General features: G+C 36.7%; 18 protein-coding genes. 10 read left to right on the forward strand and 8 right to left on the reverse strand.

The window, feature by feature from the left end:
- Window positions 1–1,625 (reverse strand): tetratricopeptide repeat-containing sensor histidine kinase (locus ACY651_RS09825; protein WP_462252179.1); only part of this gene is annotated, 1,625 nt, incomplete at its 3' end.
- 267 nt (window positions 1,626–1,892) lie between these two features.
- On the opposite strand from ACY651_RS09825, the gene ACY651_RS09830 reads away from it, so the two are divergent.
- The 9 genes from ACY651_RS09830 (at window position 1,893) to ACY651_RS09870 (ending at window position 12,464) form a co-directional block, all read left to right on the forward strand.
- Entirely contained in the window at window positions 1,893–2,936 is a 1,044-nt protein-coding gene (locus ACY651_RS09830) for a hypothetical protein (protein ID WP_462252181.1), read from the forward strand.
- 49 nt (window positions 2,937–2,985) lie between these two features.
- The gene (locus ACY651_RS09835) at window positions 2,986–4,818 is read left to right on the forward strand and encodes a T9SS type A sorting domain-containing protein (protein WP_462252183.1); all 1,833 of its coding nucleotides are present in this window, start codon (window positions 2,986–2,988) and stop codon (window positions 4,816–4,818) included.
- 16 nt (window positions 4,819–4,834) lie between these two features.
- Window positions 4,835–5,992, forward strand: a complete 1,158-nt coding sequence (locus ACY651_RS09840; RefSeq protein WP_462252185.1) for an Lcl domain-containing protein — start codon at window positions 4,835–4,837, stop codon at window positions 5,990–5,992.
- A gap of 124 nt (window positions 5,993–6,116) precedes the next feature.
- Window positions 6,117–7,895: a hypothetical protein gene (locus ACY651_RS09845; RefSeq protein ID WP_462252187.1), complete on the forward strand. Its 1,779-nt coding sequence runs from the start codon at window positions 6,117–6,119 to the stop codon at window positions 7,893–7,895.
- A 157-nt stretch (window positions 7,896–8,052) separates the two neighbouring features.
- A complete protein-coding gene (locus ACY651_RS09850) occupies window positions 8,053–9,426 on the forward strand; it encodes a hypothetical protein (protein ID WP_462252189.1) in 1,374 nt (457 codons plus the stop codon).
- A gap of 178 nt (window positions 9,427–9,604) precedes the next feature.
- Window positions 9,605–10,297 carry a hypothetical protein gene (locus ACY651_RS09855; RefSeq protein ID WP_462252191.1) on the forward strand — a complete coding sequence of 231 codons (693 nt, stop codon included), beginning with the start codon at window positions 9,605–9,607 and terminating at the stop codon, window positions 10,295–10,297.
- A 111-nt stretch (window positions 10,298–10,408) separates the two neighbouring features.
- The gene (locus ACY651_RS09860; RefSeq protein WP_462252193.1) at window positions 10,409–11,038 is read left to right on the forward strand and encodes an outer membrane beta-barrel protein; all 630 of its coding nucleotides are present in this window, start codon (window positions 10,409–10,411) and stop codon (window positions 11,036–11,038) included.
- A gap of 20 nt (window positions 11,039–11,058) precedes the next feature.
- Complete coding sequence (locus ACY651_RS09865; RefSeq protein ID WP_462252195.1) at window positions 11,059–11,712, forward strand: hypothetical protein; 654 nt, start codon at window positions 11,059–11,061, stop codon at window positions 11,710–11,712.
- Between the two features lie 77 nt (window positions 11,713–11,789).
- Window positions 11,790–12,464 carry a murein L,D-transpeptidase catalytic domain-containing protein gene (locus ACY651_RS09870; RefSeq protein ID WP_462252197.1) on the forward strand — a complete coding sequence of 225 codons (675 nt, stop codon included), beginning with the start codon at window positions 11,790–11,792 and terminating at the stop codon, window positions 12,462–12,464.
- Between the two features lie 91 nt (window positions 12,465–12,555).
- Here the strand turns inward: ACY651_RS09870 and ACY651_RS09875 are convergent, their stop codons facing one another.
- From ACY651_RS09875 to mscL, 4 genes are all read right to left on the reverse strand, one after another.
- The gene (locus tag ACY651_RS09875) at window positions 12,556–13,266 is read right to left on the reverse strand and encodes a pirin family protein (RefSeq protein ID WP_462252199.1); all 711 of its coding nucleotides are present in this window, start codon (window positions 13,264–13,266) and stop codon (window positions 12,556–12,558) included.
- A 181-nt stretch (window positions 13,267–13,447) separates the two neighbouring features.
- Window positions 13,448–14,242, reverse strand: a complete 795-nt coding sequence (locus ACY651_RS09880; RefSeq protein ID WP_462252201.1) for a segregation and condensation protein A — start codon at window positions 14,240–14,242, stop codon at window positions 13,448–13,450.
- Window positions 14,243–14,392: 150 nt separating this feature from the next.
- Window positions 14,393–15,307, reverse strand: coding sequence for a DUF3078 domain-containing protein (locus tag ACY651_RS09885; protein ID WP_462252203.1), 915 nt, complete (start codon window positions 15,305–15,307; stop codon window positions 14,393–14,395).
- A 133-nt stretch (window positions 15,308–15,440) separates the two neighbouring features.
- Window positions 15,441–15,845, reverse strand: coding sequence for a large conductance mechanosensitive channel protein MscL (gene mscL / locus ACY651_RS09890; RefSeq protein ID WP_462252205.1), 405 nt, complete (start codon window positions 15,843–15,845; stop codon window positions 15,441–15,443).
- A gap of 234 nt (window positions 15,846–16,079) precedes the next feature.
- Here mscL and ACY651_RS09895 point away from each other — a divergent pair, with 234 nt between their 5' ends.
- Entirely contained in the window at window positions 16,080–16,922 is an 843-nt protein-coding gene (locus ACY651_RS09895; RefSeq protein ID WP_462252207.1) for a DMT family transporter, read from the forward strand.
- A 38-nt stretch (window positions 16,923–16,960) separates the two neighbouring features.
- On the opposite strand, the gene ACY651_RS09900 is transcribed toward ACY651_RS09895, so the two are convergent.
- The 3 genes from ACY651_RS09900 to ACY651_RS09910 all read right to left on the reverse strand — a co-directional run bounded on the left by ACY651_RS09900 (window position 16,961) and on the right by ACY651_RS09910 (window position 20,866).
- Window positions 16,961–17,584 carry a hypothetical protein gene (locus ACY651_RS09900; protein WP_462252209.1) on the reverse strand — a complete coding sequence of 208 codons (624 nt, stop codon included), beginning with the start codon at window positions 17,582–17,584 and terminating at the stop codon, window positions 16,961–16,963.
- A gap of 154 nt (window positions 17,585–17,738) precedes the next feature.
- Complete coding sequence (locus ACY651_RS09905; protein WP_462252211.1) at window positions 17,739–19,541, reverse strand: serine hydrolase; 1,803 nt, start codon at window positions 19,539–19,541, stop codon at window positions 17,739–17,741.
- Window positions 19,542–19,651: 110 nt separating this feature from the next.
- Window positions 19,652–20,866, reverse strand: a complete 1,215-nt coding sequence (locus ACY651_RS09910; RefSeq protein WP_462252213.1) for a helix-turn-helix domain-containing protein — start codon at window positions 20,864–20,866, stop codon at window positions 19,652–19,654.
- Window positions 20,867–20,999: the final 133 nt, after the last annotated feature.

Raw genomic sequence — 20,999 nt, forward strand, 5'->3', positions numbered from 1 at the left:
GGCATCATATTATGCGCCACACGCCGCAGTTCTTTTATAGAAGTGTCCAGCATATCTAATGACCGTTCAAACACAGTCATGTTATCGGGTGTTATAATTAAATTGTCTTTCATATTGCTTAAGGAAAATTTTACGCCAGATAATAAACCACCCAATCCATCATGCAAATCTTTTGCTAACCGGCTTCGCTCTTCTTCCTGCCCCTGCAGCATAGCATCAACCGCTACCAATTGTTTATCTTTTTCCAGTTCACGTATGCGTTGCTGCTGCAATTCATCCTGCTGCTTTGCAAATTGCTGCCGGTGGCGAAAATTTCGATAGCCTAAAAATCCAACAACCATTAAAGCTGCTAAAGAACCAATTAAAAAATAATTGAGTGTTGATTTTTTTTTGATAGAAAGCGATTGCGCAAGCCTGTCTTTTTGTAACAACAGTATTTCTTTTTGTTTTTTTTCGGTTTGATACTTTACTTCTGTTTCATTCATTTGCCGCTGCACTTTTTCTTTTTTTACACTGTCACTTATCATTATAAATTGTGTTTGGTATTGAAATGCTTTATCAATATTACCCGCTTTCCCCTCAATTTCTGTAAGCAATTGCAAAGCCAGCACTTTACCCAGAGGAATATTTATTCTGCCCGATTCATTTAAAACATCCAACGCCAGTTCTCGTGCTTTTGCAAGATTGCCAGTGTACAGGTAGCAGGCAGCAAGACCTTCTTGGCTGTTTACTATTTGAAAATCATCTTTTAATTTTTTTGCTGCTTCATTTGCTTTTTGATAAGCGCTTAATGCATTGTTCCATTCTTTTTGTTTGCGGTAAATACCACCCAATATGTAATAAAACCTTACATCTAAATTTGGTTTTTGTAACTGCATTACAATGGGTCTCACTTTTTCAAGATATGCGGCTGATGAATCAAACTGCGACAATGCACTAAAATCATCTGCTACAAAGAGATGGCCAATTACATACACATCAATATCATCGTTGCGGTTTAAATAAGTAAGTCCCAATTTATCATATTGTAAAGAATTTTCAAACTGTTCCAGGTCGTAATAGTTACTGGCAATATCTGCATGCAGTGTTGCCAATAACACATTCTTTTTATTGCTTTTAATATGCTCAATACCGGCTATCCCTTCCAGGCAGTACGCTGTTGATTCCTGAAAACGATAAAGTTTAGCAGATGCAAGGGCTTTGCCAATAAGGCAATCTGTTTTTTCAAAAAGGTATTTTTCAAACGGCGATGATGCAGTTTTTGCAACAGTTATCAATGTATTGTATATAGCTGTTGCCGAATCGTAGTAGCTGAGGGATTCAGTATATTTTGCTATATCAAAAAGCAGATCTCCTTTTTTAAAATAATACCTGGCGGTATAATATTTATCGCCGACTGTTTTTGCAAGCGTATATCCGGCATCAAGATATTTGCTGGCCGCAGCTGCATCGTTTGTGCTTAATTGTTCTGCAAGCTTATAATTAAGCATAATCTTTTCCGTGTCCTGCCGTACATTTTTTTGTAAATACAAAAGGCTGTCAATGGTTTTTGTTTGCGCCACTGTAACTGATAAAAAAATCAGGAATGCAGTTATGCAAATAAAAATTTTTCTATTGAGCCGCATAATCAAAATTAAATTATTCAATCTTTCAAAGGTTGCTATTCTCACTCAAAAAAGCAAGCAATACTTTTAAAATACCAGTTTAGGGTGATTCTAATCAAATCCACTGCAAATCACTGTTTCGGGTGACAGGCAGCAGTAATGTAATTTCTATTTTTGAAATAATGGATGCTTTGTAAAATAACTTTTGTTCTATTGCATACCATCCTCACCAAGAATAGTTTTGAAATTATTTTGCAAAATCTCTTTTATCATTTATAAACTTTTTTTATGGCAAACATTAAAACTTTACTTGCGCTTGTTATTTTTACGCTTAACACTTTTTGTGCTGCTGCCAAAATATGGCGGGTGAATAACAACGTTGGCGTAGTAGCCGATTTTACCACTTTTACTGCAGCAGTTAGCAGTGTATCTGTGCTTGTGGGGGATACCATACATATTGAACCTAGTGCCACAAGCTATGGCTCAAGTACCATTAACAAACGCCTGGTAGTAATTGGAGTAGGTTACCTGCTCGATCCTGCTGCAGGCGGCAATACAGGGTTACAGGCTGGCATTAATACAAGCCAGATAAACGGACCAACCATAGTTAACGGGGCCAATGGCTCTAAATTTTTGGGTGTTCATTTTTTAAATGCCGCAAACATACAGGTTAGTGCTGCAGTATACAACCTGGTGTTTGAAAAATGCTATTTTACCGGGTTGGCTTTGGCTGCGGGTACGCATGATGGTATAACTATCAGAAAATGTTTTAATAAAAATACACCTTCGTCTATTACAGGCGGAAGCCTTAGTAACTGCGTGGTAGAAAATTGTATTTTTGATGATGCCTTAGGCTTTGGTACTTCTTACACCAGCTTTACCGGTGTTGGCTGCGTTGTGCGAAACAACGTTTTAAAAATAGCAGGCACTTTTAATTGTCCCAATGCTTACGTGGCTAATAACATTATCATTAGCCCTAACAATGCAACGTTTACTAATTCTAATGTAAAAAATAATCTTTTTTCTTTTGCCACACAAACATTGCCCGGTGGTGCAGTGGCCAACCAGTTAGGCGTGCTGGAAGCAAATGTATTTACCCTTACCGGAAGCAATGATGCAAGGTATCAGCTAAAAGCTGCTTCGCCGGCAATAGCAGCCGGAGTAACCATTGGTGCTTTAACACCCGACTGCGGTGCATACGGCAGTACCGACCCTTACAAACTATCGGGGATACCTGCAGTGCCATCTATCTATTTGTTAACCGTGCCGGCAAGTATTCCTTCGGGCAGTGCTACTATGAGTATTACGTTTAGTACACGGAACAATAATTAAGCGTAGTTATTAATTAATCATTATTAATTAATAATTCAAAATATTATTTATGAAATACTTATTTATATTTTTTAGTTTGTTGCTGGGGGCGCAATGCATTTTTGCGCAGGATCCTGCTTATCCACCTGCACCAGCAGCGCCGGGAAATATTGTAAAAGCAGAATATTTTTTTGATACCGACCCCGGCTTCGGCAACGGTGTTAATATTTCTGTTGTTGCTGCTGTAGATTTGCCCAATGTACTGGCAACTGTAAATACTGCAGCACTTAGTTTTGGCACACACCGTATTTATCTTCGTACTTTAAGTACAGAAGGAAACTGGAGTATTAGTAATTTTAAAGAATTTATTGTTGATTTTAATCCTGCTTATCCGCCTGCACCACCAGCACCAGGTAATATTATAAAGGCCGAATACTTTTTTGATACCGATCCAGGTTTTGGTAACGGTGTTGACATTACCGTTAGTGCTGCTGTAGATTTACCGAACGTATTGGCATTAGTAAATACGGCTGCACTTAGTGTTGGTACACACCGCATTTATCTTCGTACTTTAAGTGTAGAAGGCAACTGGAGCATTAGTAATTTTAAAGAATTTATTGTTGATTTCAATCCTGCTTATCCGCCAGCACCACCAGCACCAGGCAATATTATAAAAGCTGAATATTTTTTTGATACCGACCCGGGTTTTGGTAACGGAACTGATATACCGGTTACTGCTGCAACAAACTTACCCAACGTACTGGCTGCTGTAAATACCGCTGCATTAAGTACCGGTACGCACCGCATTTATTTGCGTACGTTAAATTTAGAGGGCAGCTGGAGCATAAGTAATGCGGCAGAATTTATTGTAGATATCAATCCTGCTTATCCGCCAGCACCACCAGCACCAGGCAATATTATAAAAGCTGAATATTTTTTTGATGCCGATCCCGGATTTGGTAATGGTATCAATATTTCTATTACAGCCGCAATTGATATTTCAAATGTAACTGCAACAGTTAATACCGCCAGCCTCAGTAATGGCACACACCGCATTTATTTGCGAACATTAAACGCAGAAGGAGGGTGGTGCATTACCAATTTAGGAGAGTTTGTTTATGATGCCGACCCTGCATATCCTGCAGCCCCTGCAGCACCGGGCAATATAACAGTAGCGGAATATTTCTTTGATACCGATCCGGGTTTTGGAAATGGAAGCCCCATCACTATTATCCCCAGCGTTGATATTGCTAACCTTAATTTTTCTGCAGACGTTACTGCATTGCCTAACGGGAACCATGTTTTTTACATCCGCTCAAAAGACGACTGGAGTATTACATCAATAATTCCATTTGTAAAAGGCAGTGCTGTGCCATTACTTTTACTTTCTTTTTCGGGTAAAAAAATAAACAGTACTGTTCAATTAAACTGGATAACCGAAAACGAAATCAATACATCGCATTTTGAAATTGAAAGAAGCGCCAATGCAATAGCTTTTTCTACAACAGGGATAGCGGCTGCCACTAACAACAGCGGAAGAAATGACTATACTTTTACAGATTTGCAACCGCTTTCAGGAATAAACTATTACCGCCTTAAACAAACAGATAAAGATGGCAGGTTTACTTATTCGCCGGTAATAAAAATTGTAAATGATATAAGCCAGTTAGTGTTTTCTCTATCTCCAAATCCTGTAAACAATTTCATCAATATTATTTATCCGGGTAAAAAAGAAACGGTAACCATCAGCATATACGATGTGCAGGGAAGATTGATACAACAGCAAAGTAAAAAAAATGAATTGCCCATTATAGTAGATCTAAAACAATTGGAACCCGGTATGTATTTTATTCAGGTAACTGATGGCGAAAGAGTACAGAAAGGAAAATTTATAAAACAATAATCAAACAAATTATTTCATGAAAAAAAGTATAAAAATTATTGTACTCATTTTCTTTTCGCAAAATTGTTTTGCACAAAACGTAGGTATTGGCACCACCGTACCATTGGCAAAACTTCATGTATCCCAGGGAGCTTCAGGTAATACCTCCCCATTCTCACCTTTAGCAGTAGAAGGCAATGGTAATACTTACATCAATTTACTAAGCCCAAATGCAAATGAAACTGCATTGCTGTTTGGTAAGGCTTCTAATGCGGCCAGTGGCGGTATTGTTTACAATAATGCTGGAACGCTTAACGGTTTACAGTTTAGAACAAACGGCAACAGTACAAAGATGGTATTGGATCAAAATGGTTACCTCGGTATTGGTAATAATGCACCCAATGCTCCCTTAAGTTTTCCGCCGGCATTGGGTAAAAAGATTACACTCTATCCCGGTGCTACCGGCGACGTAGGCTTTGGCGTTAGTGGTAACCGCTTGCAAATTTATTCAGATAATCCTAATGCAGATGTGGCAATAGGTTATGATGCAGGTGGAACTTTTAATGAAACATTTGCAGTTAAACCAAATGGCGCATTAGCTGTAAACGGAAACACAGGTTTACCGGGCCAGGCTTTGGTTAACAATGGCGCAGGTGTGCCGCAGTGGACTGAAATTAATAATACTTCCTATTTTATTGGCCAGGCTACACAGGGCGGTGTTGTATTTTGGTTAGATGAAAGCGGGCAGCATGGGTTGGTTTGTTCAACAATCGACCAGGATATTTTAACAGGTGGCCCCGGTGTAAAATGGTGGACTAACGGACCATTTATTTTTACGAACAGGATACGTAAAGACGGAATTTATATTGGGCAATTAAATACTGACAGCATATTAGCCCGGCATGATATTCTAACAGGTGATATAGCCGCAGCACAATGTGCAAGATGGCTGGGGGGAAGTTTAGATACGCCATACGGAGATTGGTATTTACCCTCATTAACAGAACTTATAAAATTGCGTACACAAAGTGCCGTAGTTACACAAGTTGCCATATTTCCTTTTGCAAATGCCTTATACTGGAGTTCTACAGAAGTGGCGCCGGGCACAGCGTGGGCAGTAAATTTTGGATCAACTAATAACACGGTTGAATCCAAATCAAATCTTAACAGGGTTAGAGCCATCAGGCGGTTTTAAAAAAATATTTAAACAACATTTAAAAATCATTTCAACAAAATAGTATAATTTTTTTTTGATGATTTTAAAAAACTGGTTAATGATTTAATTAAACAATAATCTCAAATCATTTTATAAAACTACTATGAAAAAAATTTTGTTGTTACTATGCTCAATTGTTGTAACAGTTTTTGTTGATGCACAAAATGTAGGCATCGGCACTGCTACTCCTCAAGCCACCCTGGATGTAAAAGGCAATCAACGTTTTGGTGGTGCTATACATTTTACAACCTACGATTCCATCAGTGGAAAAATTGAATGGAAGAATTCTAATTTATATGTACCGGTGAGCCAGTACCTGATGCAACATTCGGCTGCCGCCGATGGATTGTATTACAACAACAGCGGAGGCATTAGTGGACAGCTAGAATATCGCAACGCATTGGGCAACCCTGTTTTCTATACCAACTTTCTTACAGGTAATGGATATTTCAAAGGCAGGTTGGGCATTTCAACAATTAACCCTTTAGCAGGGTTACACTTGGCCGATAGCAGTGTATTATTCTCAGCAGCCGGAGATATACCGGGCATTCAGGGGATATTGCCTCAGGAAGGCCCGGGAAGAAGAATGTTTTGGTATCCGGTTAAAGCGGCTTTTCGGGCTGGTTATGTAAATGGTGCCCAATGGGATAACGCCAACATCGGAACTTATTCCATGGCTACTGGTTTTGGCACTACGGCCAGTCAGGGTTATTCTTCTGCTTTAGGATTTTTTTCTGTTGCAAGCGGGGTGGCATCAACAGCGTTGGGTAATCAAACAACAGCCAAAGCATTTGGTTCTTTAAGTATCGGATCGCTAAATGACAATACCGATAACCCCGATCCATTCAACCCAGGTTCAACAGATAGAATCTTTCAAATAGGAAATGGCTTTGGTTTTTTTCCGGGTAATGCAATGACGGTGTTACGAAGTGGCAATGTTGGTATTGGATTAACAAATCCCCTTGTACCGCTTTCTTTAAACGGCAACCTTGGCGATAAAATTTCTTTATGGACTGATGGCACACCTACACATTATGGTTTTGGCATTCAGAGCGGGTTGCTTCAAATGTTTTCTAAAACTTCTGTCGATGATATCGCCTTTGGGTATGGCAGCAGCACCTCTTTTACAGAAAGGATGCGTATAAAAGGGAATGGTAACATTGGATTAGGTGTAGCTGATCCTGCCTTCAGGGCAGATGTTGGGGGAAGAATAAGAATAAGGACGGGTAATGATGGTGAAGCAGGTACCTGGCTGAACAAAACAGATAATACCAACTTTGCTGCCTTTATCGGTCTGGAGAATGATAGTTATGTTGGTTTTTATGGAGGTGCTGCCGGGTGGAAGTTTGGTATGAACACACAAACCGGGGCATTAAAAATAAATGGCAGCGAGGGCCTGGCAGGGCAAGTGCTTCAATCAAATGGTTCCGCAACAGCACCCACCTGGATTACTTCATCAGGCAAAACACAATATTATCGTGCCGCTATTCCTTCTACTATCCTCACAAATGCGTCACCTGATTTGGAGGTTGTAGTGCCGGTTAATGTTGCGGTTACTTCTATTATAACCCTTTCAGTAACCGCAACTGTATCAACAGCCAATTTTGCTGGTTGCAATGTTGCGGATCTTTCCATTTCAATGGAACCTACAGGTGGAGGTGGCATACTCGATATAGCTGGAAGATATAAACTTACCTGTGGCTTAACCAATCAGACAATTTCTACGGGTGAAAATCCTCTTGCCCTGTTTAATCAAAACATGCAAGTGTTTAGTCCCGGTGCAAATGGAGTAAAGCTGGTATTTTTTAAAAACAGCGGCCCTGATATCACAATAGGCAATATACGGCCCTCCACAATCGTCGTTAAAGTAGTTCCACTGTAGTTAAAAATTTTATCGAATTAATGAAGCCATGGGGTAATAGGTTACAAAGAAATAAGGAAAGTATTTCGAAGAGAGGGATGGGATGTTATCAAATAATTATCCTGGGTTAATACGGTATTAAATGAAATAAAAATGATGCCGGTTTAAAAATTATATCATGAAAAAAATAATTGGTTTTGTCTTTTTATTTGTTTCAGTAACTGTATTTGCACAAAATAAAATTGCTGAAGATATTGCCAGCAAACCTGCCATAACTGCAATAGGAAAACCCGATGGCGAAAAAACAACAATGAAAATAGGAAAAGATGGCGGCAGCTTCACCTCATCCGATGGAAAAATAAGATTGATAATTCCTGAAGGGGCTGTATCAAAAAAAACAACCTTCAGTATTCAACCCACTACCAATTTAATGCCCAATGGAAATGGAAAGGCTTATGATATGGAACCATCAGGTATTAATTTTAATAAATCGCTTCAACTCATTTATTATTATACTGATGATGACACAGAAGGCAACTCGCCCTTACTGATGGGCATGGCTATGCAGGATGAAAAAGGGAAATGGTTTTCACTAAACAAAACTGTTTTAGATTCTCTTGCTAAAACACTTACAACAGCTATACACCATTTTAGTGCTTATGTAAATTTTAGCAAAGCTAAAATTAGTCCGGCTTCGGCAAGAGTAAAAGTTAATGGAACCCGGAGGTTACAAATAGTTGGCGCATTTTGGGATGATACAGATGATGATGCGGAACTATTGCCTCTGGGAATAGTGGAGTACCCTAATATGAATTGGAGTGTAAATGGAATTCCAAGTGGCAATAGTTCTATTGGTATTATTTCTGCTTCGCAAAGCGGCTCTGCTATTTTTCAGGCACCTGCACAAATTCCGCAACAAAATCCTGTTGCTGTAACTGCTCAACAACAGTTCTCAGCCTCTTTTCTTTTTAGGTATGGTGTAACAAAATTAGTGAGTAAGATTACCATTTACGATGATGCTTATGAAGTAAAAATGGTATCGGCAATAATTGGCGGCTCACCGCAAGCGTGGGGTGGTATTGTTACCAACAGGGACGAAGGCAGTTTTATTGTATCATTAGAAAAAAATAAACCGGCTGTTATAAATATTAAAAACCAAATGGAAGTAATGACTGATAATTGCCAGAAAACAATTCTAAACCCAAACTCTAATACGGGTATTTTTCATGTGGCAGGCGCAAGGCAAATTAAAATAACACCAGCTAACCCACCCGGTCAGCCTTACCCCATTGTAGAAATATTTTTTATCCCATACCCTATCGAACTTACCCGGTTTAAATTTATCTGCCCGCCACCACCAAGTGCAAGAGAAACTGTTACCGGCAAAATAGATTTATCACAAATGGCGATGATGGTATTTTATGGCAAGCCTGCTTTGCCACAGTACATAAAATTTATTGCTAAAGACGAAGAACAGATTATTTTAGAAAGCCCACCTGGAGTAAGGGAAATTTATTATAAAATATCGGTGAAAAAAGTAAGGGAAGAATAAACAGTGCTCCCTTTTTCAGGTGATTATCACTGCAGCAATCAGAATCACTGTTTCGGGTGACAGTACGGGAGCGTCATCTCCTTACTTTTAATGTATAAAATTTCTATTTACGACTAACTTTTGTTCTATTGTTACATTACCGGTAATCGGGTAAGTTTAATTAATTAAAAATATACTGATGAAAAAGAGTTTATGTTTTGCGCCGCTGCTTTTTATTATTGCCTTGTGCGCTGCTGCACCTGTGCAAGGGCAGAACAGGACTGTAAAAAAAGGGGCAAAGTACGATACCATTATTGTAAAACATCAAAATAAAATTGCAAAAAAACCGGCACCAAAACCAATTGCAAAACCAGCAGTAATACAAGAAATAGTTTTACCCACACCCGAGTATATTAATCAGCCTTATTATTTTGATAAAGACGGTAACAAATTAATTAAGTTAGAAAATGCCAATGCATTAATGGTGACAAAAAAGAAAACACTTGGATTGAAAGGCGCCAAACAATTTTTAAGTATGGATGCCACTTCATCTAAAATACGTTTTGTTACAAAAAAAGATATTGTTTTTTTTATAAAGACAAGCGGCGATGTAATTGACCTTACCTCTTACATTAAACTCTACCAGTTTGTTCCGGTGGAGCAAAAAAGGGAAGTTACCATTACTGCTAAAGAAGGATTGCTTACCGATAAGGACGAAGCAAAAGGAAAGCTGATGAGCTTTAGTGTAAAAATGATTAGTAAAGATAACTACCAGGTGCAGTTACCCGAACAATTAGAAGCGGGTGAATATGGATTTGTATGGGTAAAAAATATGGAACTGAAAGAGTTTACTGTTTTTGCTTTTGGTATAGACTGGAAGAGCAGCGATTAGGAAAGCTTTAAGCTTTGAGCCGTGAGCTATGAGCAGTTAGCCATTAACTGTGTGTTGAGGGTTATTTGCACATTCAAAAAATATTTTTAAAAAGAAATTAAAACAACTGATATGAAAAAGATTCTATTTTCTATTATTATGATTACTCCCTTTTTTGCCCTTGCACAATTTGGAATAAAAGCAGGTGTAAACTTTGCTAAAGTAAGCAATGCGTCATCTATTAACAGCAGTAACAAATCGGGTTTTAATGTGGGCTTATTTTTAGCGCCTCCATCCAAAAAAATCCTCAGCTCCCGAACCGAATTAGTTTTTAGCCGCCAGGGCTACGATTATAAAACCAGCAATAACACGGGCAATGTAAATATGGATTATATACAAATGGGCCAATTGGCATCCATTAATATTACCAAATATGTTTCGATACTGTTTGGTGCACAAACTGCCTATTTGGTAAGTGCTCAGGCCGACAGTACAAAAAACAGCGGCGGCTCCTCAGGCTCTTACAACAATATAATGAATTTATACAACCGCATAGATTATGGTTATGCGGTAGGTGCCGAAGTGCATCCGGTATTGGGATTGGTTATTGGCGCAAGATATAATGTAAGTTTAGCCAAAGTGTATAAAGATATTCAAAGTATGCAGGCACCTTCTTTCACCAGCGAAGATGCAAAGAATAATGTAGTACAGGTTTTTTTAGGATGGCGTTTTGGTAAATCGGCAAATAAAAAAAGTAACTAAAATTGTATAAATTATTTATAATGAAAAAAATATTTTTATCAGGAAGTTGCTTACTGCTGAGCAGTATTTTTTTAGTGGCACAAAATACTGCATCAGATTATCCCGTTCCTGAATACAGTAATGAAATTTGTTTGCTGAAAAAAGACAGTACAACAACACTGTTGCGGCTGGAGAAAGGAAGTTCCAAACAGGAAATGAAAGTGAAAATGATGGGAATGGGCGGCATGGATCAGGGTTATGAAATGGATGGTGAAAAGTCGCCAGTAAGACTGACAAGGGGTAACAACCTGGTGTTTATTTTTTATAATGGCGAAGCTGGGGGAGCTGCAAAATCATCGCCGCAGGCCGATTCGATAATGAAGGCAAATGGCATGGACCCCGCTATGATGCAGAACCCAATGGGTTCCATGATGGATCCAACACAAAGTATTTCGCTGTACAGTATGGACCCGGGTAAAGGCAAACGAAAAATTTTACTGCAGTCTATGGGCTTGATGGGCAAATCAAAAAAAACAACTACTAAGTATACCCTTAGTATAAAAAAAGTAAAAGATAATTATTACCAAATGATAGTAGATAAATCATCGCTGCCCAAAGGCGAATATGCATTTGTAATGATGGCAATGGGCAACATGGATCAATCTTATTCTTTATTTGCCTTTGCGGTTGATTAATTTTATTTTCTTTAACACACCATAAAAAATTTTGTGGAAACAGTTTCGTTAGGCATCTACGCCTTAATAAAACTTCCATGAAATTTATATTTAAAACTGTTGCAACAGTATTGCTGGTGTTGGCCAGCCTTTCTGCATTAGCTTACTTTTTATGCCTGCCCCGATTGTTTCGGGGGTACAAACCAAAATTCAACCCCACTACTTCAGCGGTTTCTTTTAAAGTAAAAAAAGATGAAATAGAAAAAAATGCTTTGCTAAGATTGAAGCAAAAGGCAGATGATATGGCTTTATATGCAAAACAAAATCATTTCAACAACCGGTATTGTTTTATGGTAGATATGAAAATTGAATCGGGTAAAAAACGCTTCTTCGTGTATAATTTAAAAAAAGATTCAGTGGAGTTGTCGGGACTTGTAACTCATGGCGGCGGAAAAACAACTGCAGACGCCATTCAATTCTCCAATACACCCAACAGTTTATGTACCTCTGTAGGAAAATATAAAATTGGCAATGCTTACACTGGTAAATTTGGCCTTGCTTTTAAATTACACGGACTTGATAATACTAACAGCAATGCTTATAATCGTTTTGTTGTACTGCACTCACATGCCTGTGTACCCAACGAAGAAGTGGCGCCTTTAAATATTTGCGAAAGCTGGGGCTGCCCAACAGTAGCACCCGCTTTTTTAACGGAACTCAAAAAATATATTGACCAATCAGCACAACCAATACTGCTGAATATCTATTATTAAAATTTGCCCGCCAACTTCTCCGATACCTCAGATTTTTCTGCGAAGTTTGCGGTACTTGCCTACCGGCAGGCAGGTTAGCGGGCAAATAAAATTAATTCATCGGCACTTCAATAGCCAGTAGCTCTGCATCTTCAGTTGCAGTAATGGTAAAATTATCTGCTCCCGAAATACCCACTGCATCTCTTTTGTTTAAATTTATATCACCCACTTTTACGGCGCCATTTATTGCCACTAAAAAAACACCGTTGCCTTTAAATGCATTATTGTAATCCAAAGTTTTTCCGGCTTCTAATTTAGTAAGAGAAAATTTTGCATCCTGGTTAATCCATAATGCTTTATCAGCCTCAAGAGGCGATACAATGGTTTGCCATTTGTTTACTCTTTCTGCAATATCAAAATTGCGTTGATCGTAACGTGGTTTTATATTTCTTTCTTTAGGAAAAACCCATACCTGGAATAAAGTTACCGGGTCTGTTGCAGATGCATTGGCTTCAGAATGTTGTACACCCGTACCTGCACTCATAATTTGTACATCGCCAGCTTTAATAATTCCTTGCCCGCCAGTGCTGTCTTTATGTTGTAATGCACCACTAAACGGAATAGTAATTATTTCCATGTTATCATGCGGATGAGTGGGGAAGGCTCCGCCACCACCAATAAAATCATCATTTAAAACCCTTAACAATCCAAAATGTACTTTTTCGGGATTGCGGTAATCACTAAAACTAAAATAATAATTGGGTTTTAACCAACCATAATCAGCAGAGCCCCTGACGGCAGCATTAAATAATATTGTCTTCATTTTAATAAATTTAATGTTTAAACATCAAATAGAATGCCATTTCATTATTTCCATTGTTATTCTGTGTTTCCCGAAAAATCGGGACAGGTTTGTGCCGCTGTGGCAATAAATATCGTTTGTAAAGCAAACACAACTGACAAAATAGCAAAAAAAATCCCCTCGGTAAAAGGGGATAAGAAAGTTAATTCAATTGTTCTTCGCCGGGTAACAGCCCTACAATTTCTTCCTCCCGGTTTTCATTCCACTCTATAATAAAATTGTTTCGTCCTTCGCCAATTAAAATGCCAATATATTTTGCCTGCACCAGCTCCAGCATATTTAAAAAAAGAAAGATGGCATGAATACGATTTTCGCAAACCTCAAATATTTTTTCGAACGAGAGTGTTTTTTCTTTGCTGCAAACAGTAAGCATATATTCCCTGCTGCCTTCCATGGTGTAATTATATTGCACTACTGTGTGTACAGGTTTGTTGTTACGCTCCTGTAATTTTTGCACCACTTTTTCAAAAGCCTTCATTAATTTAAAAAGAGTAACGGCCTGTATTTCGGTTCCTTCTCCGGCTTCTTCACCAATTTGTGCAATCTCTTTATGTGCATTGCCACGTTTTACAATCATCATACGCACCTGTTCCATTTCGGCCATTTGTGCAGCGGCTTCTTTAAACTTTTTATACTCCAGTATTTTGTTAACCAGTTCCTGCCGGGGATCAATTTCGTTGCCCTGGGCATCCAGCTCTTTACGGGGCAAAAGCATTTTTGCTTTAATACGCATCAGCGTGCTGATGAATAAAATAAACTCACTGCTTAATTCAATATTCAATTTTTCACCTTCATGAATAAAAGCTAAAAAATCGTTGGTGAGTTTTGTGATGGGAATATTGTAAATATCCAGTTCATCTCTTTCTATAAAAAATAGTAACAGATCAAACGGGCCTTCAAATTCATCTAATTTTATCTGGTAAGATGGTGCGTTCACTTTTTTAAAATTGTATAATTAAAAAAAACTCCTCCCATTTTTAACGGGAGGAGCAAATGTATCTAATTACTTAAGAAAAACGATATTCTATTTTAACAGCATCAGGCAATGTGGAGAATTTTGTTAAAAACTTGCCTGCATCTATATAAATTAAAGGGCATAGTTTAATCCAACACCAATGCCGTGCTGAGTTTGTAAATGTTTTACTTCTAAATCGTTGTAACGTGTGTTAAAGGTTACCGTGGCACCAATGTATTTATTTACAGTAAATGTAAAAAGGTTACTCCAGTCTAAAATTACGTTACCCGGGTTTTGCAAATAATTTGAATATGCAGTTGCTACAGATTTGTAGTTTACCCCTTTTGTTAAATCGTAGTTTAAAGTGGCTTGGGCAAATGCACCTAAACCAAATTTTACAGTTTTACCAGCTTCTACACCAAAGGCATCTTTATTTTTAAAACTCTTTGTCATTTTGGTAGTAATATTGGCCATTGCAGGAGACAATATCAAATTAAAATGGTTATTTGGCTTATACAAAAAAGAAGGACCAAATTTAATATATCCGGGATTCATAAAATGATCAAACTGACTTTCTAAACTAAAAAATGCTGCATAACTCCAATTTTTTCTAAACTCTTTGCCATAAATGGAGGTAAAGTTTAAATAATCGTCATTTTTTAAAAATGGAATTTTGGTTTTTATAGCAGGCGTTGTAGTTGTTGCCGCTGTATAGGTAGTGGAACTGGCACCGCCATATCTTCCTCTAAATGAATTTAGCCAATTGATTTTACCATTTTTTTTATTAAAATGATAATCTATAATTCCTTTAATACCAATTTGTGCAGTGTTACCTCCCTTAACCTGCGACCAGTAATCATTTTGCCCTGCTTCGCTCAGGTTTATGGCAATTGTACCACCTTTATGCCATCCATCTAATGTATCCGCTTTGTCTTGTTTTGCAGATAAACTTGCTTTTGCAGCATTAGCTATATCTGCAGAAGTTTGTGCATGCAAAGCAGTAAAAGATACCAGGGCCAGGGCTAATAAATAAATTCTCGATTTCATGTTAGTTTCTTTTGGTTTTAAAAGTTAAAATTTTAAGGAAGACAGAAATTGCAGATTTATGGTTGCCTGTTAAATAAAAAGTACACCAATTTTATTCGGTGTACTTTTTATTTAATTAAATTAATCTGCTAAATTATTTTTTTAAAGAATCTCTTATTTCCATTAACAACGCATCGGTTGATGATGGTGCAGCAGGAGCTTCCTCTTGTTTTTTCTTCATACTATTAATTCCTTTTATAACCAGGAACATAACAAAAGCAACAATGATAAAATTAATAATAGCGGTTAAAAAGTCGCCATACTTTACAGCAACAGCTTCGGTAGTTACTTTGCCAGCAGCGTCCGTTACAGCTTCTTTAAGTATCCATACATTTTTGGTTAAATCAGCTCCGCCAATCATACCAATCAAAGGCGAAACAATCCCTTCCGTAAAAGAAGAAATTACTTTTCCAAAAGCGCCGCCCATTACAAAAGCAACTGCAATGTCAACTAAGCTGCCTTTCATGGCAAACTCTTTAAATTCTTTAATAAATCCCATAAGTGAAAGTTTTTAGGTTAAAAAAAGTTAAGTCGGTCTTTTGTAAAGTAAGGTTGCACCAAAAGTATAGTTTAAAAAGGCTAAGGCAAATTATTTGCATACTTTTTTTAAAAATGTATAAAATACACAATGAAAATATCTTTTATGGCGCTTTCATTTAAATTGCAAACCTTTGCGGTTCAAAAAATTTAGAAAAAGTTGAAACAGGGATTTTTAAATTGGTTTATTTTTATTGTGCTTTCTATTATATGGGGCAGCAGTTTTGTTTTAATGAAAGAAGGATTGGTGGCTTTATCGGCTTACCAGGTGGCATCACTGCGAATTGTTTTTTCGGGTATTGTACTATTGCCCACTGCAATAAAATATTTTAATAAAATACCTAAGGATAAACTGTTTATTATTTTTATGAGTGGCGTGCTGGGCAGCCTGTTACCTGCGTATTTATTTTGTATTGCCGAGCAGGGTATTGATAGTGCATTGGCGGGTACCCTTAATTCGCTTACGCCGATTTTTGTAATAATTACCGGCGCTTTATTTTTCAACAGCAAAGCAACTCCCAATAAAATTTTTGGAATAATTATTTCATTTACGGGCAGTATTTTATTATTATTCAGCAAAGGCAATATGCAGGAAAGCCAGAATTTAATGTATATATCTTTTGTAGTGCTGGCCACCATTTTTTACGGCCTTAATGTAAATATGGTACACCGGCATTTGAGCAATATCGGTTCTTTACAAATTGCTGCGGTGGCGCTTACACTTAATGCAATACCTGCATTGCTGGTACTTATTTTTACTGGTTATTTTAATTTGCCTTTAACCGACCGAAGTGTTTTGTTATCAACAGGCGCTGCTGCTATGCTGGGTATTTTTGGTACGGCCATTGCGTCTATAATTTTTTATATGCTTGTAAAACGAGCCGGTGCCATTTTTGCTTCTATGGTTACTTATGGCATTCCTGTTGTTGCTATAATACTGGGTATATTTTACCAGGAAAAAGTAGGGTGGAAACAGGTGGGTTGTTTAGCACTTATTTTATTGGGAGTGTATGTTGCTAACAGAAAAGGGAAAACGTAGTTTATTTTTAAAGATCAGTTATTCTCAATTTTACAACATCATTTTTTACATTTAAAATCCAGCCATAGCTGGTTAAGGCTTAACCAAATGCTATGTGTAAAAGGTTGTGGCGATAATTCGTAAAATAATATGGTTTTATTATCTTCCTCACAAAATTTTAAGTGTGCAATGCAATTAAGCGTTATCGGTTTCAGTTGCATATAGTCATTCATTTCAATTGTGCCGGTATAAGTTTTTACATCGCCTTTATCTGTTGTTGCCTCTTTAAATGATGTGGTTACAGGAATTATTTTTCCGGCAGGTATTTTTGTGCTGTCGGTATTAATTTTAAATAATCCTGTATAATAGGCTTTTAAATTTTCTGCAATAATTTTTGCATCTGTTTCGGGGTTATCATCCAGCCACCACAAAAATGCATAGGTCCAGTATTCGTCGCTTTTTGCTTTAGCCCATCCGGGAGTAAATCTAATATCTTCAACACCTTTATAAGGAATTTGTTTTGCAAAACTAATGGGTATAAGGAACCGTTCAATTGTCCAGTCTTTTGGTATCGGTAAATTATATGGAGCTTCCCACTTATGTCCATCAAATGCAGTGCTTAATTCCTGTGCATTAATGGTGATTGAAATTAAGAAGAGGAATATAACCAGTAAGTTTTTCATCTTTTAAATTTTATTTTGCAGGACTTAAAACATTTATACATGCGGATAACAAAAAAAATATTGACGCTGCATAAATATACAATCATTGTTACTTAATACAAAAACCTGTTTTGTTTCTTCCCGGAAAAAAAGTAAAATGTATTTTTTATTTCAACTATTTAATTAAGCCATTTAAAATGTCTTTTATCTGTTGATCGGTTGGGTCTAACACTATTGCTTTTTGATAACTTTTTACAGCATTAGTTTTATCATTAATTTTCAAATAAAAGTCGCCCCATCTGCTGTAAACTATTGAAGCATTGGGATGTTGCTCTTGCGCCAGTTCTAAAATTGTTTTTGCAGCATCGGGGTTAAATGTTTTTTTATTTAGTAAATCGTAAGCCAGGTAGGTAATTTGATATTCATTCATTTTCATTTCTCTAAAAGCGTTTTTGGCCTCAATATATTTTTTCATTTTTAAATATTCTCCCGGCGAAAATTCATCATCTTTCATTTTAGGCATTGGCTTATCCTGGTAAACATTTTGTAATGAAATTACTTCACCATTTTCATTTCTTTTAAAACCACCTTTAATATTGTAATCGGTAAAAACAATCGTGTCTTTTGTAACAGGAAAACAATAGATGTCGTTGCCTTCGTTAATATTTTCTACCAAATATTTTTTTTCTCTTCTCAGGTAAAGCACTTCATTTGTTGCCATTCTGTATCGTCCGGTAAATTTATCCAATTCGGCATCTGTTAAACTAACAGGCACAATTTCTTTTGGTAAAAAATTGGTCCAGTTATACACTTTTGCAACTGATCTTCTCAACTCTTTACCAAGCCCATTTACATCATCGCCGGAGTTAAGCATTATTACAACACCATTTCCATTCTGCACACTTGCAATTCCATAAGCTAAAAAACCAGCATTTACACCTGTAAATTCAAAATAAATACCATTGGCATCTTTGTTATTAGTTTGCTGAATTAAAAATGGGCCAATACCAATTTGTTCTTTATAAGCACCATCAGAAACATTTTGTTGCGGTGTTAGCATTTTTTGAGTGGTTGCCCGGCTCAGTATTTTTCCTTTACCCAGATAAGATTTTTGTACATCAATAAAAAATTTTGCGATATCTGTTGGCGTTGAGTACAGCCCGGCTGCTGCCTGTTGAGGATATACATAAGGCATGCCTTTAAACCATGATGCAGATGAATAAGCCCACGAAGATTGCTTTGCAAACTTTGCCGGAACAGGTTGTTCGAAAGTAGTGTTTTTCATTCCTAATTTATCAAAAAGTATTTTTTGGGTTAACTCAGCAAAACTTTTTTTGGATACATCCATCAATGCCAGTTGTGCAACAATACTTCCACCGCCGGAATAACGAAATTCTTTGTTCGGCTCGCTGTTTACTGCCACCGGCCTTGTGCCGGAAATTTTTGCACCATTTAAAATTTCTGCAATGTTTGGCAAAGGCTCATTGGGTGCAAAACCAAAGTATGAAGATTGTGAAGTGCCTGCCGAATGGCTCAACAACATTCTTAATGTTACCGGAGTTTTTTTTGTAAAATCATTTTCAGCAATTTTCCACGAACTTAAATAATTATTTATGGGATTATCTAATGCTATTTGTCCGTTCTCCACCATTTTTAAAGCAGTTACGGCCATTAAAAATTTACTTATGGAGCCTGCCGAAAACATAGTTTCGGTGGTTACTGCATTTTTTTTAATAGTATCTGCAAGGCCATATCCTTTTGCCCAATCAATTTTATAATCTTTAATAACTGCAATACTTAAACCCGGTACATTATAGTATTTCATCCGGTCTAAAATGTTCCAGCCGGCAAAGCCTTTAACCGGTACAAACGGAATTAAATTATTTTCTACCGCAGCTATATTGTTTAAAACAGTTTTGTTTTGGGCAAAGGATTGTGCCGATAAAAGGGTGAAAAAAATGAGGCTTTTAATTTTCATAAATTTTAATTTTAAAATATCAACAAAAATGAGATTTGCTGCATTGCCCGTCGCTCCAAATCTTGATTTGGCACAAACTATTTATCATAAACTTCGATTTACAATAAAGTTTAGCTGATATTTTGCAAATTTTCAATAAATTCTTTTGGCGACATTCCTGTGTTCTTTTTAAAACACCGGTTAAAAGTAGTTTTAGAATTAAAACCACAGTCAATTGAAATGCCTAATAAAGTTTGCTTTTTGTGTTCTCCATTTTGAAGCAATTGCTTAACAGCCTCAATTCTGTAATTGTTTATAAAATCATTAAAATTCATTTTAAAACCCTGGTTAATCATTTTAGAAATTACGGTTTGATTGGTTTTTAAAACTGTTGCAATTGCAACTAAAGTAAGTGCAGGGTTTTTGTAAAGGTCTTCCGCTTCAATAGCATTGGTAATTTTTGTTTTCCATTCTTCTATATGAGGATTAATAGTTTCAGCGCTTTGTTCTTTTAATTCAATTTCAATACTGTCAGTCAATTCAATTTCGTCGTTTGTATTTTCTAAAAGATAAACGGGCTTATTTTGAATACCGGAAATACGGAAAGGGATTAAAGACTTAATATTATTGGTATAGCCGGTTATACCTACATAGTACATCAAAAAAGAAAAGGAAATATAATACCACCACTTTTCTTTAAAATTCCCCCAGCCCGGGTAAAACAAAAAGAATATTAACCACAAAAACTGCATTAAAAGAAAAGCCACCAGGTATTTTTTTATCCAGTTAAAAAGTAAGGTATCGGCAAAACTTAAAGTTTGTAAAATTATTTTTTTATAAATAGTATAATATCTTAAGCTCAGCAAAAAGTAGATCAGCATTGAAATAAAGCCGGCAATTTGATACCAGGTATCCAGATTTTTATCTTTACCATTGGCATAAAAGTAATATTGCTGTAAAATAATTTTATCGGTAGCGAAAATGACTAACCTGTAGGTAATGTATAAAATGGCAGGAACCAGGTGCAGCCAATCTTTACGTTTAAATTTAAAAGATGGGTTAAGCAGGCTTTGGGTATAAAAATATATGGCAGGGCCAATTAAAAATAATTGTTGAAAGGGAATATAAAACATAATGTCCCGGTATGGCTGCAGGCTGTACCAGCCAGCAAAACCAAGCATCCATGGCAGTAAATAAATAGCACATAAAAATATAAAAAAACTTAACCATTTACTGGGGCGGCTTAAAGAAATAATAGATTTTTTGAGCAATAAAAAAGAAAATATAATACCCTGGCTAAAAAATATTAAAAGTATTGCGCTGTAAAAACTAAAATTAAAGTGCATTTAATAGTGTAAAATGATTTAGGTTACCATAAATATACACCCGATGTATATGAGGACAATTACTGTTTATTTAAGAAAAGTAAATAAATTATTATAACAAAGTTGCAGCAATAAAGTTTGCATTAGCAGTATA

Origin of the sequence: Ferruginibacter sp. (genome assembly GCF_031391665.1) — a bacterium.
Lineage (GTDB): Bacteria > Bacteroidota > Bacteroidia > Chitinophagales > Chitinophagaceae > Ferruginibacter.

Coding starts and splice junctions, on each gene's coding strand:
- ACY651_RS09845 (WP_462252187.1), top strand. CDS start 6,117: ATGAAAAAAATTTTGTTGTTACTATGCTCAATTGTTGTAACAGTTTTT.
- ACY651_RS09905 (WP_462252211.1), bottom strand. CDS start 19,541: ATGAAAATTAAAAGCCTCATTTTTTTCACCCTTTTATCGGCACAATCC.
- ACY651_RS09885 (WP_462252203.1), bottom strand. CDS start 15,307: ATGAAATCGAGAATTTATTTATTAGCCCTGGCCCTGGTATCTTTTACT.
- ACY651_RS09850 (WP_462252189.1), top strand. CDS start 8,053: ATGAAAAAAATAATTGGTTTTGTCTTTTTATTTGTTTCAGTAACTGTA.
- ACY651_RS09900 (WP_462252209.1), bottom strand. CDS start 17,584: ATGAAAAACTTACTGGTTATATTCCTCTTCTTAATTTCAATCACCATT.
- mscL (WP_462252205.1), bottom strand. CDS start 15,845: ATGGGATTTATTAAAGAATTTAAAGAGTTTGCCATGAAAGGCAGCTTA.
- ACY651_RS09875 (WP_462252199.1), bottom strand. CDS start 13,266: ATGAAGACAATATTATTTAATGCTGCCGTCAGGGGCTCTGCTGATTAT.
- ACY651_RS09865 (WP_462252195.1), top strand. CDS start 11,059: ATGAAAAAAATATTTTTATCAGGAAGTTGCTTACTGCTGAGCAGTATT.
- ACY651_RS09870 (WP_462252197.1), top strand. CDS start 11,790: ATGAAATTTATATTTAAAACTGTTGCAACAGTATTGCTGGTGTTGGCC.
- ACY651_RS09830 (WP_462252181.1), top strand. CDS start 1,893: ATGGCAAACATTAAAACTTTACTTGCGCTTGTTATTTTTACGCTTAAC.
- ACY651_RS09835 (WP_462252183.1), top strand. CDS start 2,986: ATGAAATACTTATTTATATTTTTTAGTTTGTTGCTGGGGGCGCAATGC.
- ACY651_RS09860 (WP_462252193.1), top strand. CDS start 10,409: ATGAAAAAGATTCTATTTTCTATTATTATGATTACTCCCTTTTTTGCC.
- ACY651_RS09840 (WP_462252185.1), top strand. CDS start 4,835: ATGAAAAAAAGTATAAAAATTATTGTACTCATTTTCTTTTCGCAAAAT.
- ACY651_RS09855 (WP_462252191.1), top strand. CDS start 9,605: ATGAAAAAGAGTTTATGTTTTGCGCCGCTGCTTTTTATTATTGCCTTG.
- ACY651_RS09910 (WP_462252213.1), bottom strand. CDS start 20,866: ATGCACTTTAATTTTAGTTTTTACAGCGCAATACTTTTAATATTTTTT.